The following is a 17,928-nucleotide window of genomic DNA, read 5'->3' as shown; positions in this document are numbered from 1 at the left end:
TGGTTGGCGCGAGGTCGTGCGAAGGTTGCTTTGGTTCCACTGCGCTCGTCCTGGTTCCTGCTTCCATCGTTTCTAGTAGTGCCAGGCGCTGCCCGGCCCCTTCTGGCCCCTAATGCCGTGACTTCTTGCCGACTACCCGATTTCCCGAAGTTTCTGGCTGGGCGGCTAGGATTCGAACCTAGACAAAGTGCTCCAAAGGCACTTGACCTACCATTAGTCGACCGCCCAGTGAAGCTGCTGAGCTACTCAGCTTCTCAGCAAACCCTCTCAGCAAACCAAGAGCGACTCAGTAGCTCATTTCCCGCCAGTACGGCTCCCGGTTCAGGAACTTCGTCGCCTGCGCGGGAATTCCCGTCCGGCTCAGCTTCGCCGCCGCCTTCTCCGCGGCCGCGGGAGCCGAGAACAACCCAAAAACCGTTGAACCGGAGCCCGACAATGAGGCGAACTTCGCGCCTTCGCGCTCCAATGCACGCTTCACGTCTCGAAGTTCGGGATACTCAGGAAATACGACGCGTTCGAAGTCGTTTTCGATCCCGGCTCGGACGAGGTCGAGAAGCAGCGTCTCGGCCCGGTTCCCGCCTTTTGCGGGAACACCGGTTGTGGGTAAACCTGTCAGCCACTCAAAAGCAGAGCGACTGAACTTAGAAATTCTATCGGATAGGCCAGTATCCGTCAATTTTCCATTGTTTTTGACCAACTCGTCCCAGCGACGGAACGCCTCCGGAGTAGCCACACCAATCTCCGGCGTCGCAATCACGATGTCCCAGGGCGGGAGATCCGGCATTGGCCAGACTTCCTCGCCTCGACCGCAGCCCAACACCGTCCCGCCGACGAGGAAGAGGGGTAAGTCCGATCCAACTTCGGCAGCGATCCGCACCCGCTCCTGCCCTGACAACTTCGCCTTCAGGGCCTTTTCCAACCCCAACATGGTCGCAACTGCGTTCGATGATCCGCCGCCGATTCCGCCCTGCACCGGCAGTTTCTTCTCGATCGTGATGACTACTTTCGCACGCTGCTTTAGTGTCTTTAAGACCCGCTCTGCTACGCGCCAGCACGTATTCGTCTCATCGGCGGGAACCCGAGGGTCCTTGCAGCGAATCTCGATTCCAACCCCGCGCGCAATATCAATTTTCAATACGTCATGCAGCCTCACCGTCTGGTAAATCGTGCGCAAGTCATGAAAGCCGTCGGCGCGCGGAACGCCTATGGCGAGTCCTAAGTTGATCTTGGCGAATGAACGGATCGTGGCCGGCATGTTCAGGGTTGATTGTACAGGTTGGGCCGCGCAACTTAACCTATAGAACTAAAGTGCCTGTAGCGAAAAACATTTACAGCGCGTTCAAACTGTTCTGGTACTCTGGGATTACTTAGACATTCCCCCATTCCAAAAAAAACAACAAAGTGGGAAAACTGCGTTTATGAAAACGAAGTCCTTAGTGTGTTTTGCATGTCTGGTTCTGTTGCTGCTGACGACGCCCTCCACCGTGTGGGCTCAGTCGTTGGCAGGAGGAGCTATTGAGGGTACCGTTACTGATGCAACCGGCGCAGTCCTGCCCGGCGCAACTGTCACGGTCCTGAATTCAGCCACCGGTGCGAAGCAGGAAACCACCAGCAAGTCCGATGGTCTGTTCCAGTTTCCGGTGCTCACCGCGGGCAAATACACCCTGAGCGTGAGCAAGGCCGGCTTTGCCACGGTTCAGAACAGCGAAGTATCTCTGCCGGTTGGCGGAAAACTCAACATTCCGGTCTCCCTCCCAGTGGCATCCAAGGGCGAAACCGTCAACGTCTCTTCGGAAATTCCCGTCATTGAAACGACGCGAACGCAGGTCTCGTCGAACGTCAACGAGCGCTCCATCCGCGATCTGCCGGTGAACGGCCGCAATTTCATCGATTTCGTGCTGCTCACGCCCGGCGTGACGCGTGACGTTCGCACCGGTGACCTCAGCTTCGCGGGACAGCGCGGCACACTGAACTCGCTCACCGTCGACGGCTCTGATGACAACAACAGCTTCTTCGGCCAGACCACCGGCCGTACCGGCTCGGGCCGCGCTCCTTACCAGTTCAGCCAGGACGCTGTTCAGGAGTTCCAGGTCAACACCAACTCCTACTCGGCGGAACTCGGTCGCGCGGGCGGAGCTGTCGTGAACGTGATCACCAAGTCCGGCACCAACGCCTTCCATGGCGCTGCATTCGAGTTCTATCGCGACCAGTCGCTGAACGCTAACGACCCGATCGCGAAGTTGAACAACGCGCTGCGCAATGCTCCGCCACCGGCAAAGTCGAAATATCACTTCAACCAGTTCGGCGGAGACGTCGGTGGTCCGATCGTAAAAGACAAGCTGTTCTTCTTCTTCGACTACGATGGTCAGCGCAATCACCAGCCCAACGTGGTCACCTACACTCCACCGGTCATCGCGAGTCCTACCGCCAACCAGACGACGGCTCTGGACTATCTCGCCGGTCTGGCCAACAGCTATACGCGCGGGTTGAACCAGGACACCTATCTCACGAAAGTGGATTGGAACGCCGGAAAGAATCAAATTTCCGGTCGCTGGAATCGCCAGCTGTTCACCGGAAGTGATTTCGAGAATGGCGGCCCTGTCAATTCCGAGCAACACACCGGCGACTCCAATGTCCACACGGATACCATCACTGGTTCCGTCACCACAACCTTGAACAACTCAACGATCAACCAGTTCCGCGTCACGTTCCTTCGCGACAGCGAACCCGGACTGGCCAACAGCGATCTTCCGGAAGCCGTTGTGCGGGAAGCCGGCAACACGCTGCTCACGGTGGGGCGCAACAGCTTCAGCCCGCGCGAAACCACCATCAAGCACTGGCAGTACGCCGACAACATCACATGGGTTCGTGGCAGACACACTCTGAAGTTCGGCGCGGACATGGTTCAGGACAAGATTCTGAATTTCTTCCCCGGCAACTTCTCCGGTGCGTACACGTTCAATAGCCTGGAAGATTTTGGCGCCAGCTTGAACGGCACCAACAACCCTGGGGTCAGCTTCTCACAGGCTTTCGCCGGAGCCGGTACCACCGGTCCGACGACGCATCCTGACATTCTGCAGTGGGCTGGGTTTGTGCAGGATGACTGGCGCGTCAATAACAAGCTGACGTTGAATCTCGGCCTGCGCTATGACGAGCAGAGAATCAAGCAGCCAACGGTCCAGAATCCAGTCGCTATGGCGGCCGGCTTCAACACTGCGCTCATCCCGGTAGACCGCAACAACTTCGGTCCGCGCCTCGGCTTCGCCTACGCGGTGAGTGACAAGCTCGTTGTCCGCGGCGGCTACGGAGTCTTCTACGGAAGCACGCCGTCGATCATGATCGGCACCGCGATGTCGAACAATGGCATCAACGTCGGTACGCTGACTTTTAAGGGTACCGACGCTCCCACGTACCCCAACACACAATGCGGCGCCCCAGTTCCGAGTCCGAGTTGCTCGGCTCCCTCGGGCGGCACCGCGGGCGTCCCTTCCATTTACGTTTTCAGCAAGGACTTCAAGAACCCGCTCGTAAACCAGGCTAACCTCGGCGTCGAGTACGGTATTGGCAAAGACTGGTCGGTATCGCTCGGCTATATCTATGTTGGCGGTAGCGATCTGCAGCGTACTCGCGACGTCAACCTGGCACCGCCGACCCCGGCCACGATCGGTCTTGCCGGAACAACCGACACACTCAGCTACCTGAAGTATTCGTCGGTTCGACCCGTAGCCGGATTCTCCCGCATCGCGCAGTTCGAGAGCACTGCCAGCTCGAACTACAACGGCATGACCCTGGAAGTGAAGAAACGGTTCGCGCAGAACTACCAGATGGCAATTTCGTACACCTGGAGCCATGTCCTCGACAACGCTCCGGATGCGACCTCGGTGGTCCCGTTCTCCAGCGGCGACGACGCCAAAATGGTGGCGGACCCGTTGAGTCCCTTCCTTGACTACGCCAGCGGCGTGAACGACATGCGGCACCGCTTCGTAGTCAGCGGCGTATGGGATCTCAATGCCTACACCGGCAACATGAACCGGATCGCCAAGGGCGTTCTGGGCGGATGGGAGTTGAGCAGCATCTTCACCGCGCAGAGCGGACAGCCGTATTCCGCACTGCTCGGAAGCGACCTCAACAACGATAGCAACCGCCAGACGGATCGTACGCCGGGCGTGGGCCGCGACACCTTCAACCTGCCCGCCACCTACTCGCTCGATCCTCGCATCACGCGGACGGTGAAGATCACCGAAGGGACCAAGCTTCAGTTCTTCGGCGAAGCCTTCAACCTCTTCAACCACTTCAACGTGACAAGCGTTCGGAACCAGCAGTACGCTGTGACAACCGTTCCGGCACCCACTCCCAGCAATCCCAACCCGGTGAATCCCTGCGGTTCAAACTATGCCGTCGGGCAACAGTGCCTGGTCCAGCAGAACCAGGCGAACGCACCGTTCACCTACTTCGGCTTGCCGAACGGAACGTCTGGGCAGCGCATCGTCCAACTGGGAGCGAAGTTCACCTTCTAACTTCCTTCGAAGTCCTTTGATTGTGCCCCACCCTGGCATTCCAGGGTGGGGCTTTTCTTATGGGAACCTGGCACCTTTCCGAAACGCGATGAACCCCGCACCGAGCACAGCCTGAATCCTTTTTGCTGTCCAATCATCTGTTATAACGAATAATTTATCGGCAGGCGCAAAAGGAGGCCCCATGATCCAGGTCCGGCGTTCCAGTGAACGTGGCCATTTCGACCACGGCTGGCTCAACACTTTTCATACATTTTCATTCGGCGATTACTACGATCCGGCCAACATGGGCTTCCGAGCCTTGCGCGTGATAAACGAAGACTGGGTGAAGCCCGGCATGGGCTTCGGCATGCACGGCCATCGCGACATGGAGATCATCACCTACGTTCTCGAGGGCGAACTGGCGCACCGCGACAGCATGGGCAATGGGTCGAGTATTCAGCCCGGAGAGGTTCAGCGTATGAGCGCTGGAACCGGCGTCCGCCACAGCGAGTTCAACCACTCGAAGAAGGACTGGGTGCACCTGTTACAGATATGGCTGCTGCCCGAGCAGGAAGGGCTCAAGCCGAGCTACGAGCAGAAGACTTTTCCGGATACGGAGAAGCGCGGCAAGTTCCGCCTCATCGCTTCGCCCGACGCACGCGAGGGTTCCGTGAAGATCCACCAGGACGCCAATGTGTATGCGTCCGTGCTCGAGCCCGGTGACACTCCTCGGCACATCTTCGCGCCCGGCCGCTACGGCTGGCTGCAGGTAGCGCGCGGAAGCGTCGTCCTGAATGGCGAAACCCTGAAACCGGGCGACGGCGCCGCCATCGCTGAGGAAGGTGCCTTCCAGCTAACAAATGCGAACGGCGAGAAGTCGGAAGTAATCCTGTTTGATCTGGCCTGAATCCCTCGTAAGGATCGTGCCCCATCCTGGCCTTAGTTGCCAGGGTGGGGCTTTTTTTCAGGGCTTTAGTGCGACGCAAGCGCCTTCTGGATGGCGGCCTCCGCCAGCGGAGCCATGATCGCGAATCCCGCAGCGTTCGGATGCAATCCATCTTCGGCGAGATCGCGCCGCAGCAAGCCATCTTTGTCGACCATCGCGGAAAAGTAGTCGAGGTAAACGAGGTGGTTGTCCGCGCAATACTGCTTCAGCCAACGATTCAGCTCGAGGATCTCAGCCGGTGGCCGTGTCGCGAAGAAGTCCTGCGAGCGCGGCGTGTAATTGTTAACCGGCGTGACCGACGACCACACCACGGCGATGTCATGGGCTCGCGCCAATTCCGTCATCGAGGCCATGTTGCCCTCGATATCTTCCAGCGAGATCGGGCCTGTGTTGCCGGCAATGTCGTTGGTGCCAGCCAGTATGACGACGACTTTCGGATGCAGTTTGATCACGTCCTGGCGGAAGCGCACGAGCATCTGCGAGGTCGTCTGCCCGCTGATGCCTCGATTGATGTATGGCTTGCCGGGAAACGAGTCGGCGATCTTCCAGATGTCCGTGATCGAGTCACCGTAAAACACGACTCGGTTTTCTCCAGGCTTCTCTGCCGGCAGCGCCTGATTCGCCTCACGGTACCGATTCAACTCGCCGAAATCGTTCAGATAAACATTCGCGCGGGACTCCTTCCACCATTCCAGGCGCACTCCGGCGCGGTCCGCCGAAGGTTGGGATTGCTGCGCAAACACGTTGAATGAAAACAACAGGAGTAGGAATGCAGGGATTCTCATCATGAATCTTCAGCGCTCCATTCGCGGGATCAATGAGACTACTGTGCTTTCGCTGGTGGCTCGATGCGGTCGTGAAACTTCGTGAAAACCTTTTCCGACGCCTTCACCAGGTTGTCCTCGCGCGCCTTCTGGCGCATCGCGCCCTTCGCCTCTTCCGTTGCCGACCACAGCGGCACCTTGCTGTGAGCGTCATAGACGACGAGCTTCACCGTTCCATCGCCGGAAGACAGCTCACGAGTACTGGAAACGGAATCTTGGGGTCTGCCGAATTCATCGCTCTTGGTCGAACTCGAGACCGTCACCCCACCCCCACCGTCCGAGGGTGCGACGATCTTCATGATGAGGTCCGCCTCTTCTGGCGACTTGACGAGTTGGTATCTCCCCCAGCCTTCCATCGATGACGAGATCACGTTGTAAGGGATGTCGCTGCCGCCGGAAGCCTCGAGAAAGATTGTCTTGGCGGAAGTGAGTCGCAGGAAGGGACTCATGGGCGGAACAGGTTTGGGAGCTTCTTGCGCGGGCTTCGTGGTTTCCTGCGAGGGTTTTGCCGCTTCCTGCGCGAACGCGCAAAGGGCACAGCCGAGAATTGCCAAAGATACTGGAACCCTGGATATACGCACGGCTTACACCTCCATGCAGGTGCAAGCTTACCAGATACATAGGAGCGAACCCACTTTTGTGCCGCCGCACATCACATAGATAGCTATGTTCCATGGACTTTTCACATTCATTTCATCCAAAGCTGCTATCCATTAGGCATGAAGGAAAATATTTTGCAGGAAAACTCCATGAGTTCCTTACGTTTCGGCTCTTCCTCGTCACGGTTGTGTCGTTGAACGGTGCCAGGATTTTGACAACGAAGGTCTTGATTTCCCGGGATTCCTGTTTATAATCCTCGCTTTCCCGAATAGTTGAGGGCGCTAAGATGGTCGATCATGCGACGCTTCCGCGGCCAGAGTTTCAGTATCGAAACAATGGTGATGGTACGTGGGATTCAATCTGCCTGCGCTGCTTCCTGACCGTCGGAACGGCGCGGAGCATCGCAGAACTGGTCGACATGGAAAAGGCCCACAACTGCTACACGAAAAAATCGCCAAAGGCCGACCGATCAGAAAAGCCGTGACGGCTGGCTGGTTGCTCGCCGCTGTTGGCAGGTTTAACTTCCAAAACGAAAAGCGATGTCCGGTTTTCCGGACATCGCTTTTAATTGGTTCCAGTTTCCTTTACGCCGGTGATGGCCGCTCGCCCGGAGCCAGTCCAGGCTGGCGTCCCGGTTCCGGCTTGAGCACGTGCTGCACGTTCCCGTGGTCGTCGGGCGACGATGGCGACACGCGTTCCGGAAGCGGCTTGCCCTGGATCAGCAACTGGATCTCAGCGGCGTCCAGAACTTCGCGTTCGAGCAACGCCAGGGCGATCCGCTCCAGCGCATCCCTGTGCGTCTCGAGGATGCTCTTCGACCGCGCGTAGGCTTCATTCACAAACCGCAGGACTTCCTCGTCGATCTTGATCGCGGTCTCCTCGCTGAAGTCGCGATGTTGAGCGATCTCGCGGCCAAGGAATATCTGCTCTTCCTTCTTTCCGAAGGTCAGCGGACCCAACTGGCTCATACCCCACTCGCAAACCATCTTGCGGGCCAAATCGCTGGCGCGCTCGATGTCGTTGCCAGCGCCGGTCGACATCTGATTGAGGAACATCTCCTCGGCTAGTCGACCGCCCATCAGCACCGAAATCTGCGTTTCGAGGTAGTCGAGCGTGTAGTTGTGCTTATCGGTCTCCGGCAGTTGCATGGTGACGCCCAGCGCCATGCCGCGAGGAATAATTGTGACCTTGTGCAGCGGATCCGCGTTCGGGCTCATCGCCGCGACTAGAGCGTGACCGGCTTCGTGGAATGCCGTGACCCTCTTCTCTTCGTCGGTCAGGATCATCGAGCGGCGCTCGGCACCCATCAGAACCTTGTCCTTCGCCAACTCGAAGTCGTACATCAGAACCGTCTTGCGGTTGTGACGGGCGGCGTTCAGGGCAGCCTCGTTGACCATGTTGGCCAAATCAGCGCCGCTGAAACCCGGTGTCCCACGAGCGAGAATTGAGAGGTTGACGTCGTCCGCGAGAGGAATCTTGCGGGTGTGGACCCGGAGAATTTCTTCGCGGCCGCCAATATCCGGCAGCGAAACCACCACGCGGCGGTCGAATCGGCCGGGACGGAGCAGCGCCGGATCGAGAACGTCCGGACGGTTCGTTGCGGCGATCAGGATGACACCTTCGTTGGACTCGAAGCCGTCCATCTCGACCAGCAACTGGTTCAAGGTCTGCTCGCGCTCGTCGTGTCCCCCGCCGAGGCCAGCGCCACGATGACGTCCGACGGCGTCGATTTCATCGATGAAGATGATGCAGGGGGCATTTTTCTTTCCCTGCTCGAACAGATCGCGGACGCGGCTCGCGCCGACGCCGACAAACATCTCGACGAAGTCCGAACCCGAAATACTGAAGAAAGGAACGTTGGCCTCGCCGGCAACAGCTCGCGCCAGCAAGGTCTTGCCGGTTCCCGGAGGCCCGACCAGCAGCACGCCTTTGGGGATGCGTCCGCCGAGCTTCTGGAATTTCTGCGCCTCGCGCAGAAACTCAATAATCTCTTTCAGCTCTTCCTTCGCCTCGTCCACGCCGGCCACATCCTTGAAAGTGACCTTCTTCTGCTGCATGGAGAGCAAGCGCGCTCGGCTCTTTCCAAACGAAAGTGCCTTGTTGCCGCCAGTCTGCATCTGGCGGAGCATGAAGAACCACACTGCGGCTATCAGGATGAGCGGTGCGAATTGAAGCAGCCAGGTAGGCCATCCGGCCCCGCTGGTGTCGCGCACGTTAACGTTCACGCCCTTGTCGAGAAGGGCTTTATTCATGTCCGGATAGGTTACCGGAACGGTCGTGTGGAACTGGGTCTTGCCGTCCTTGTAGTGACCGTGGACCTGCTGCCCATCGATGGTCACATCCGCAATGGCGCCCTGATTCACTTTGTTCATGAAGTCGGAGAAATTGATCTCCTGATCCTTCATACCATTGGCGCTCATGTGGACTACCTGCCACAGCAGTACACCGAACAGCAGAATGACCAGCCAGAACACGACCTGTTTAGCGGTTGAATTCACGAAAAACTCCTGTATCTAGAGGGGAAAGCGTGAAGCCCAAAAACACGAGCCCCTGCGTCATTAGATGCCATTGGGCTACTAACGACCTAGGTTTTTCCCAACCCCAGCGTAACGATTGTAACCGTTTTACGAGCAATTATCTTGCCGATTTGGTTGTAGAACGGCAGGCACGTACCCCGGCAAACGCCCTAATTCCTGAGGTTTGCGTCTGCTCGCGACCTCTGTCAAGAAGCGACAGCGGGCCGAGTAGAGATGCTATCGACATCACTCCGAATCAGTGTTTTGGCGGATGTTTGCGTGCTGCCCGGGCAGGCTAGACGATTACGCGTTTTGCTGGCCAATGGCAATATAGGGCATATTGCGACCCAAATCCGGCCCACCCAATCCATATCCGTAGACGTAGTCTTCGTTCACCAGGAAACCGAAGTAATCAGGTTGGATGCCGACCCGGCGCTGCGACTGCCGATCGAGTAGCACCGCCACCTTCACCGAAACGGCGCCTCGCCCGATCAGGTTCCGCACGAGGAATTCCGAAGTCACCCCGGATTCCATCAGTCCATCCACCAGCAAAACATCCTGGCCGCCTACCTCCAACTCAGGGCGGTAGAAGATTTCGGTAGTGGCAACATTGCCCTGCGAGACTTCGCGGGTGAACGGGCGCACGAAGTGGCAGACCATCGGCACGTCGAGCGCGCGTACAAGGTCGGCCGCAAAGACAAACCCGTTCTCGAGCACTGTGACAATGTGCAGCGTCTTGCCTTTGTAGTCGTCGGTGATCTGCCGCCCCATGGCAGCGATCCGCTTGGATATCTGCTCCGGAGTGATCACAACCTTCGGGTTGGTGGGTAGGGCCATCGATTCGTTCTTCGTTCCTAGCTCTTGGTTGTTCGATTCACCATTCAAGCCTTCTCTTGGCCTGAGTGAGTTCGTTCTTCAACTTCAATTCGCACTGCGGCTGCGTCACATGTAGCAGCGAACTCTGTGACAACCCCAAGCTCCTTGGCCCAAACCACCCGGTCAGCGCTCGTAAGAACCGGCCATAAGGAGCGTTGTTCCGCCGGAATCTTCTTTTCCTGGAAGAGGCGCTTCAGCTTCTCTTCCGAGCCGCGATGCAGGGGGCGCATTCTGTCGCCCGCCCGCCAATTCCGCAACACCAGCGGAGCCGTGAGCCGCGAAGCATCCAGCAGAGATGCCGGATTATAACTCTCTGCGCTATCGATCTTATCCACGATACTTAGGCGAACCACAGTCCTAACCTGCGCGATCTCAACCTCGCCGGGGATGCTGATTGGGTATTCGTAGCCAGGTGAGTCATTCCCGTTCCGAGGAGCCCGATTCTTGGCGCGGTTTTCAGCGCGAAACGTGGGGCTGTTTTCTCCCTTCTGGCTGAGCTGAATTGCCTTCGGCCCAATCCGCCGGGCCCGCCACCCTCGCGGGAGTTCCACCCTCGCTCCCTTTGATTTCTCAAGCAGTCCAAGCACCTGCTCCGCGTGGTGAAAATCCAGTCGCAGGCCGCTTCGTTCGGCGGCCAGGCGGAGCAGTCGGCGGCGAACCGCAAGCGACTGAGTCGCTGAGCTGTCCAAGCGAACCGTCGCGCCTTCGTCGTCAGATGCGATTGCCGTCTCGGCCAGCGGCTCTATCAGCGCCTTCCAAAACGCGTCCTCATCACGTGCTACCTCGGCGGCCGCCGCCAGAACCTCCCGGACGCTTGGGTTGTAGTCGTGTTCGAGCAGCGGCAGCAACTCATGCCGGACGCGATTTCGGGTATACGCAACATCAGTATTAGTCGCGTCCTCTCGCCATGGCTGACCTAGAGATCTTAGGTAGTCCTCAACTTCGGCTCGAGTGACCCTCAGCATCGGGCGAATGATCGCACCCCGCTCGAGCTTTAGCATCGGGTGAATTCCAGCCAGGCCCCTCGTTCCCGCACCACGAAGAACACGCAGCAACACCGTCTCCGCCTGGTCGTCCCGGGTGTGCGCTGTGGCGATCTTATCGACGCTCTGCCCGGCAAGCAGCTTGTGAAACATCTCATAGCGCAATCGTCTTGCTGCGGCTTCCGTACTCAGATGATGCTTCTTTGCGAACGCAGGTACATCATCACAGCCTTGATGAAATTCCAGCCCGTGCTGCTTCGCCAATTCACCTACGAATTCGGAGTCCGCATCGCCTTCGCGGCCACGAATCTTGTGATTGAAATGAACAGCCGAGACAACGATCCCCAAGTCCTCGCGTAGCCCCAGCATGGCGCGCAAGAGCGCTACCGAGTCGGCACCACCGGAAACGGCAATGCCGATCCGTTCGCCAGCGCGAACCAAATGCCGCTCGCGAATGTAGCTTAGGAGCTTCTGAAGCACGGAGAAATACTACATCGTGGGGAAAGAGAAACGCAGAGGGCGCGGAGGACGCTGAGGGAAACCACGCCTGGAAAAGTCGCTGTTTCCCTTTGTGACCTCCGCAGCCTCTGCATTAGTCCTTTCGTCCCTATACTTTTACCTCCGCCGTCGGCAGGAACTTCGGCGCTCTCCGGAACTTCGTCTTCTGTTCGTATGCGTACGCCAGGCTGATCAGTTTCGCTTCGCTCCACGCCCGTCCGAAGAACGAAATCCCTACCGGCATTCCGAAGACGTAGCCCATCGGCAGCGTGATGTGCGGATAGCCGGCTACCGCTGCCAGTGATGACGCGCTCCCATAACCGCCGTCACCGTTTACCAGGTCCGTCGGCCAGGCGCAGGTCCCGGTCGGACAGATGATCGCGTCCAACTTCTGCTCGTTCATCGCGGCGTCGATGCCTTCGTCGCGCGATCCCTTTCGACAGGCCTCTAATGCCTTCACATATTCGGTTGAGGTCAGAGGTCCCTTGTCCTGCGCTTTCAGGAAGACTTCCTGCCCGAAGTACGGCATCTCCTCGGCTGCATGATCGTCGTTGAACTTGATCGCGTCCGCGAGCGTCTTCAGCGGCGATGTCGGGCCGAACCACTCAAAGTACTTCGGCAGGTCGGCTTTCAATTCATAGAGCAGAACCTGGAACTCCTTGTCGTCGAAGCTCCCCATGCTCTTGATCTCGAGGGGATCAATGATTTCCGCGCCGCTGCCTTTCAGGACCTTCAGAGCATCCTCGAAAAGCTTCAATTCATTGATACCGACGTCTGCATACTTCCTTAATACGCCCAACCGCGCGCCCTTCAACCCGTTGGGATTGAGCGCTCGGAGGTAATCCTGCGCCTTGCCGGCCGAAGCTTTCGCGGCGGCATCTTCGGGATCGACGGCGGCCAGCACGGTCAGCAGCGCAGCGGCGTCCGCTACCGTACGTGCCATCGGTCCGGGGGTGTCCTGTGTGTGAGAGATCGGAATGATCCCGGTGCGCCCGATTAGTCCCACCGTCGGCTTGATCCCCACCAGCCCGTTCGAGCACGAGGGCGACACGATTGACCCGTCCGTTTCCGTCCCGATCGCCACCGCGCATTCGTTCGCGCTGGCCGCCACACCGGAGCCGGAACTCGAACCCGAAGGATTGCGGTCGAGCGCGTACGGACAATGCGTCTGACCGCCTCGGCCACTCCAGCCGCTGGAAGAGTGTGAAGAGCGAATGTTTGCCCACTCGCTGAGATTGGTCTTGCCCAGGATGATCGCGCCGGCTTTGCGCAGTTGGGCAGCGACAAACGCATCCTTTGGCGACTTAGCATCTTTCAGCGCCAGCGAACCGGCCGAGGTCGACATCTTGTCGGCGGTTGCGATGTTGTCCTTGATGAGTACGGGGATGCCGTGCATTGGGCCGTGGCCGCCGCCAACCTTGCGTTCCTGGTCGGCTTTGGCCGCGATCTCCATCGCATCCGGGTTCATCTCTATGACGGCGTTAATGGACGGACCCTGCTTGTCGATCTCGGCGATGCGCTGCGAGTACATCTCGACGAGCTGCTGCGAAGTAAACCGCCCGGAGTCGAGCCCCGCCCGCAACTCGGCAACGGTGATCTCTTCGAGTTCGAACGGCTTTGACGAGGTTTGCGCCGAGGCGGAGAGTTCAAGCTTCGATGCAGCCGCGACGGCAGCCGCGCCGAGGACACCAGTTTTGAGGAAGTCGCGACGATTAGACATGAGAGCTCCTAGAGAACAGGGAAGGATACACCCATGGACCTAAACCTCGAAGGGAGCGAAAAGCGAACCGCAGATTTGCGCGGATTCACCCAGACAAACGTGAAGGACAGGCCGTTTTGACCCGTCCTTCTCGGTGTCTCTGTGCCTCTGTGGTGAGTCGGTCTTAAATCAGTCCCGTACTTTTGCTCTGATCCAACCTCTTCACCCGTTCGACGAAGTCGACGGTGCTGACGGTGCCTTCCGCCTTCTCCTGCCCGCGCACACGGACGTTGACCTGGCCGCTCTCGGCTTCCTTGTCGCCGACTACGAGGATGAACGGAATCTTCTGAAGCGCGAATTCGCGGATCTTGGCGTTCATCTTCTCGTTGCGCGCGTCCACCTCGACGCGAATGCCGGCGCCGCGCAGCTCCGCAGCGACCTTATTCGCGTACTCCGCATGACGCTCGGCGATGGGCACGATCGCCACCTGCACCGGCGAGAGCCAGAGCGGAAAGGCTCCGGCGTAATGCTCGATCAGCACGCCGAAGAAGCGTTCGACCGAACCGTAGAGCGCGCGGTGCACCATCACGGGTTGATGCCGCTGTCCGTCTTCACCGACGTATTCAAGTCCGAACCGCGCCGGGAGGTTGAAGTCGAACTGAACGGTCGAGAGCTGCCACAGGCGTCCGATCGCATCGACCAGTTTGACGTCGATTTTCGGTCCGTAGAATGCCGCTTCGCCGGGGATCGTCTTGTACTCGATATTCCGCCGCTTCAGCGCGATTTCGAGCGAATGCTCGGCGAGCTTCCACTGATCGTCCGAGCCCGCATAGTTTTTCTTGTCGTTTGGATCCCAGGTCGAGAGTTCCACCTGGAATTTGTCGAAGCCGAAGGTATCGAGCACCGCCTTCGCGAAGTCGATGCACGCCACGACCTCGTCGACGATCTGGTCGGTGGTGCAGAAGATATGCGCGTCGTCCTGGGTGAAGCCGCGCACGCGCAGGATGCCGTGCAATGCGCCCGAAGGCTCGTTGCGATGGCAGCCGCCGAATTCGCCGTAGCGGATGGGGAGGTCGCGGTAGCTGTGCAGGCCATGGTTGAAAATCTGCACGTGGCCGGGACAGTTCATCGGTTTCAGCGCATAGGTGCGCTTCTCCGATTCGGTGAAGAACATGTTGTCCTTGTAGTTGTCCCAGTGGCCCGACTTCTTCCACAGCGCGACGTCGAGCACCTGCGGTGCCTTCACCTCGCCGTAGCCGGTTTCGCGGTACACGCGGCGCATGTATTGCTCGACCACCTGCCAGATCGACCAGCCCTTGGGATGCCAGAAAATGAGGCCCGGCGCTTCTTCCTGCAGATGGAACAGATCGAGCTGCTTGGCCAGCTTGCGATGGTCGCGCTTCTCGGCTTCTTCGAGTTGGGTCAAATATGCCTTCAAATCCTTGTCGTTGAGCCACGCGGTGCCATAGACGCGCTGCAGCATCTCGTTGTTCGAGTCGCCGCGCCAGTAGGCGCCAGCCACCTTCATCAGCTTGAACGCGCGCAGCTTGTTCGTGTTCGGTACGTGCGGGCCGCGGCACAGGTCCACCCAGTCGCCCTGCCCGTACAGCGAGATTTCCTCGCCCGGCGGAATGATCTCGTCGATGATCTGCGCCTTGTAGACCTCGCCCTTGTCCTTGAAGAACTTGATCGCGTCGTCCTTGCGCATCACGCGGCGCTCGACCGGGAGCGACTCGCCGACGATCTTCTTCATCTCGGCCTCGATCTTGTCGAGATCTTCCGGCGTGAATGGCGTCTTGCGCGCGAAGTCGTAATAGAACCCGTTTTCGACCACCGGGCCGATCGTGACCTGCGTGTCCGGAAACAGCCGCTGCGTCGCCTGCGCGAGCAGGTGCGCGGTGGAGTGGCGCAGGATGTCGAGCGCTTCGGGACTTTTTTCCGTGATGATGGCGAGGCTTGCGTCGTGGTCGATGCGGTAACTCGTGTCGACGAGTTTGTCGCCGACCTTGCCGGCCAGCGCGGCCTTGGCGAGGCCCGCGCCGATGGAGGCGGCAACGTCGCCCACCGTCACAGGATTTTCGAATTGGCGTTGGCTGCCGTCGGGAAGAGTGATATTGATCATGGTGGGAATTCCAAGCAATAAAAAAGGCGCCGCGGCGCCTTGGTCTGCATCGTGGCGTAAAGGTTTAGATTTTGTTCGCCCTAGTCGACATGTCGCACGCTCGACGGCGGTTGCCCGCGCGCCACCTCGGTCTTTGCTTGCCGAGATTTTCCCACGCCATGCCGCCGCTTTCAATCGCACCATGACCTTCGGCCATGACACGCATCCGGCTGGCCGCTATGCTCGCGGATCATCGTGTCCGAAATCCGGGGGTTACGCATGCGTTTGTCCATTCACGGTTTGCTGTTCGCCGCTTGCCTGGCGTTATCGCCTTGTGGCGCCATGGCCGATGATCATTTCGCCCGCGACCCACAGCAGCCGGTCGATCAGGCCTACACGGCAAAAATCGCCAAGTACACGACGCAGGCGGATTTCAACTCGCCACTGACCGATTACCTGCCGGCATCGAACACGGTGCCAACGCCGGAAAAGGTGCTCGGCGATGTTGCCGGCGCGCCAAACATGCTGCCGTACGCGGAAGATGTCTACCGCTATTTCCGCCTGCTCGAGAAGTCCACGCCGCGCGTGAAGGTCTTCACCATCGGACACACCGAGGAAGGTCGGGAGATGATCGCCGTGGCGGTCGCGGACGAAGCGTTGATCAAGGATCTGGACGCAAACAAGGCACGTCTCGCGCAACTGGCCGATCCGCGCACGCTCGGCATGGACGATGCCAGGGCCGCGGCGATCGTGAAGCAGACGACGCCGGTCTACTACATCACCGCGACCATCCATTCCACCGAGACGGGTTCACCGACGTCGGTCATGGAACTCGCCTATCGCCTCGCCGTCGACGACGCGCCCTACATCCGGTACATCCGCTCGCACGTCGTCACGCTGATCACGCCCGTCGTCGAAGTGGACGGCCGCGATCGCATGGTGGACCTGTACAAATGGCATCGCGCGCACCCGAACGACAACTATCCGCCGCTCATGTATTGGGGCCATTACGTCGCCCACGACAACAACCGCGACGCGATGGGCGTGACGCTGGATCTGACGAAGAACGTGCTCGACACCTACGTCGGCTGGCACGCGCAGGTACTGCACGACCTGCACGAATCGGTGCCGTTCCTGTACGACAACACCGTGGGCGACGGTCCCTACAACGCGTGGATCGATCCGATCCTGACCGGCGAATGGCAACAACTCGGCTGGAACAACGTCGAACAGTTGACCAAGTTCGGCATGCCCGGCGTGTTCACGCACGGCGACTTCGACACCTGGAGCCCGGGCTATCTCATGTTCATCGCCGCCATGCACAACGGCATCAGCCGCCTGTACGAAACCTTCGGCAACGACGGCGCCGACACGGTCGAACGCATCCTCGATCCGGACGAATACGCACGCACCTGGTACAAACCCAATCCCCCGCTGCCGAAGGTGCTTTGGTCGCAGCGCGACAACAACAACTACACGCAGACCGGATTGCTCACCGCACTCGATTATTTCGCCCGCAACGGCCAGAAGTACCTGACCAATTTCTGGCTCAAGTCCAGGAACTCGATTGAAAAGCCGCAACTCGCCGGACCGGCTGCCTACGTGCTGCCGGCAGACGACGCGCATCCCGGCGCGCAGGCGGAATTGCTGCGCGTGCTGGCGAAACAGCACGTTGAACTCAGCAGCGCGGATGCCGCATTCACCGTGCAGGCGCCAACGCAGGGCGAGTCCAAGCCGGCCAAGGACAAGCAGCCGACCGAACCGCCGCAGGCCAAGACCGCTGCGCGCAACTTTCCGGCCGGAAGCTGGATCGTGCGCATGGACCAGCCCTATTCGCGCATCGCCGACACCCTGCTCGACCGCCAGTACTGGGCCCCGGACGATCCGCAGAAGCACCCCTACGACGACACCGGCTGGTCGTTCGGCGACCTGTTCGGCACGAGCGTCGTGCGCATCGCCGATCCGTCGATCCTGAAAGTGCCGATGCGCAGCGCCGATGCGCCGGCGCAACCTGCGTTCAGCGCGACCGGTCTCGGCGTGAACGGCAAGCTGCCGCGCATCGCCATCCTGCACACCTGGCTGGACACGCAGACCGAAGGCTGGTGGCGCATGGCGCTGGACAAGCTCGGCGTGAAGTACGATTACATCAGCACACAGACCGTCGCGCGCGCGAAGAACCTGCGCGGCAAGTACGACGCCATCCTGTTCGGCCCGATCGGCGGCGCGGAGGCGAAGGACATCGTCGACGGCCTGCCGATGTACGGCAATCCTCTGCCGTGGCAGAAATCCGCGCTGACGCCGAACCTCGGCCGCATCGACTCGACGCCGGACATCCGCCCCGGCCTCGGTCAGGAAGGCCTGGCCAACCTCAAGCGCTTCGTCGCCGATG

The 17,928-nt window shown here is 59.4% G+C and carries 12 protein-coding genes and 1 tRNA gene; 4 read left to right on the top strand and 9 right to left on the bottom strand.

The features are described from left to right. Positions 1–154: 154 nt before the first annotated feature. Positions 155–228 (bottom strand) — tRNA-Gln (locus ROO76_08955). Between the two features lie 58 nt (positions 229–286). Beyond that, complete coding sequence (gene ispE / locus ROO76_08950) at positions 287–1,255, bottom strand: 4-(cytidine 5'-diphospho)-2-C-methyl-D-erythritol kinase (protein MDT8068280.1); 969 nt, start codon at positions 1,253–1,255, stop codon at positions 287–289. 163 nt (positions 1,256–1,418) lie between these two features. Between ispE and ROO76_08945 the strand changes: the two genes are divergently transcribed. Together ROO76_08945 and ROO76_08940 are read left to right on the top strand one after the other, a co-directional pair. After that, on the top strand, positions 1,419–4,517 hold the full coding sequence (locus ROO76_08945) for a TonB-dependent receptor (GenBank protein ID MDT8068279.1): 3,099 nt from the start codon (positions 1,419–1,421) through the stop codon (positions 4,515–4,517). Positions 4,518–4,698: 181 nt separating this feature from the next. Then, positions 4,699–5,403, top strand: coding sequence for a pirin family protein (locus ROO76_08940; protein MDT8068278.1), 705 nt, complete (start codon positions 4,699–4,701; stop codon positions 5,401–5,403). Between the two features lie 65 nt (positions 5,404–5,468). Here the strand turns inward: ROO76_08940 and ROO76_08935 are convergent, their stop codons facing one another. Both ROO76_08935 and ROO76_08930 read right to left on the bottom strand, forming a co-directional pair. Further along, positions 5,469–6,230, bottom strand: a complete 762-nt coding sequence (locus ROO76_08935; GenBank protein MDT8068277.1) for an SGNH/GDSL hydrolase family protein — start codon at positions 6,228–6,230, stop codon at positions 5,469–5,471. Between the two features lie 35 nt (positions 6,231–6,265). Then, complete coding sequence (locus ROO76_08930) at positions 6,266–6,847, bottom strand: hypothetical protein (GenBank protein ID MDT8068276.1); 582 nt, start codon at positions 6,845–6,847, stop codon at positions 6,266–6,268. A gap of 305 nt (positions 6,848–7,152) precedes the next feature. Here ROO76_08930 and ROO76_08925 point away from each other — a divergent pair, with 305 nt between their 5' ends. Further along, positions 7,153–7,350: a hypothetical protein gene (locus tag ROO76_08925; protein ID MDT8068275.1), complete on the top strand. Its 198-nt coding sequence runs from the start codon at positions 7,153–7,155 to the stop codon at positions 7,348–7,350. A 100-nt stretch (positions 7,351–7,450) separates the two neighbouring features. Here the strand turns inward: ROO76_08925 and ftsH are convergent, their stop codons facing one another. From ftsH to thrS, 5 genes are all read right to left on the bottom strand, one after another. Beyond that, positions 7,451–9,364, bottom strand: coding sequence for an ATP-dependent zinc metalloprotease FtsH (ftsH, locus tag ROO76_08920; GenBank protein MDT8068274.1), 1,914 nt, complete (start codon positions 9,362–9,364; stop codon positions 7,451–7,453). A 321-nt stretch (positions 9,365–9,685) separates the two neighbouring features. Then, positions 9,686–10,219: a phosphoribosyltransferase family protein gene (locus tag ROO76_08915; protein ID MDT8068273.1), complete on the bottom strand. Its 534-nt coding sequence runs from the start codon at positions 10,217–10,219 to the stop codon at positions 9,686–9,688. 44 nt (positions 10,220–10,263) lie between these two features. Then, on the bottom strand, positions 10,264–11,721 hold the full coding sequence (gene tilS / locus ROO76_08910) for a tRNA lysidine(34) synthetase TilS (GenBank protein MDT8068272.1): 1,458 nt from the start codon (positions 11,719–11,721) through the stop codon (positions 10,264–10,266). A 127-nt stretch (positions 11,722–11,848) separates the two neighbouring features. Further along, on the bottom strand, positions 11,849–13,459 hold the full coding sequence (locus ROO76_08905) for an amidase (protein ID MDT8068271.1): 1,611 nt from the start codon (positions 13,457–13,459) through the stop codon (positions 11,849–11,851). Between the two features lie 163 nt (positions 13,460–13,622). Beyond that, positions 13,623–15,560, bottom strand: a complete 1,938-nt coding sequence (gene thrS, locus ROO76_08900; GenBank protein MDT8068270.1) for a threonine--tRNA ligase — start codon at positions 15,558–15,560, stop codon at positions 13,623–13,625. Between the two features lie 321 nt (positions 15,561–15,881). On the opposite strand from thrS, the gene ROO76_08895 reads away from it, so the two are divergent. Further along, on the top strand, positions 15,882–17,928 hold a 2,047-nt coding region (locus tag ROO76_08895), incomplete at its 3' end, for a M14 family zinc carboxypeptidase (protein ID MDT8068269.1).

The organism is Terriglobia bacterium, assembly GCA_032252755.1.
GTDB lineage: Bacteria > Acidobacteriota > Terriglobia > Terriglobales > Acidobacteriaceae > JAVUPY01.
Note: the sequence above shows the minus strand (reverse complement) of the source record. Positions and strands in the feature narration are given on the sequence as shown.

Excerpts from the sequence above, each read along its gene's own strand:
- ROO76_08945 (MDT8068279.1), top strand. The coding sequence starts at position 1,419 with ATGAAAACGAAGTCCTTAGTGTGTTTTGCATGTCTGGTTCTGTTGCTG.
- ROO76_08940 (MDT8068278.1), top strand. The coding sequence starts at position 4,699 with ATGATCCAGGTCCGGCGTTCCAGTGAACGTGGCCATTTCGACCACGGC.
- ROO76_08925 (MDT8068275.1), top strand. The coding sequence starts at position 7,153 with ATGGTCGATCATGCGACGCTTCCGCGGCCAGAGTTTCAGTATCGAAAC.
- ROO76_08935 (MDT8068277.1), bottom strand. The coding sequence starts at position 6,230 with ATGATGAGAATCCCTGCATTCCTACTCCTGTTGTTTTCATTCAACGTG.
- ROO76_08905 (MDT8068271.1), bottom strand. The coding sequence starts at position 13,459 with ATGTCTAATCGTCGCGACTTCCTCAAAACTGGTGTCCTCGGCGCGGCT.
- thrS (MDT8068270.1), bottom strand. The coding sequence starts at position 15,560 with ATGATCAATATCACTCTTCCCGACGGCAGCCAACGCCAATTCGAAAAT.
- ROO76_08915 (MDT8068273.1), bottom strand. The coding sequence starts at position 10,219 with ATGGCCCTACCCACCAACCCGAAGGTTGTGATCACTCCGGAGCAGATA.
- ispE (MDT8068280.1), bottom strand. The coding sequence starts at position 1,255 with ATGCCGGCCACGATCCGTTCATTCGCCAAGATCAACTTAGGACTCGCC.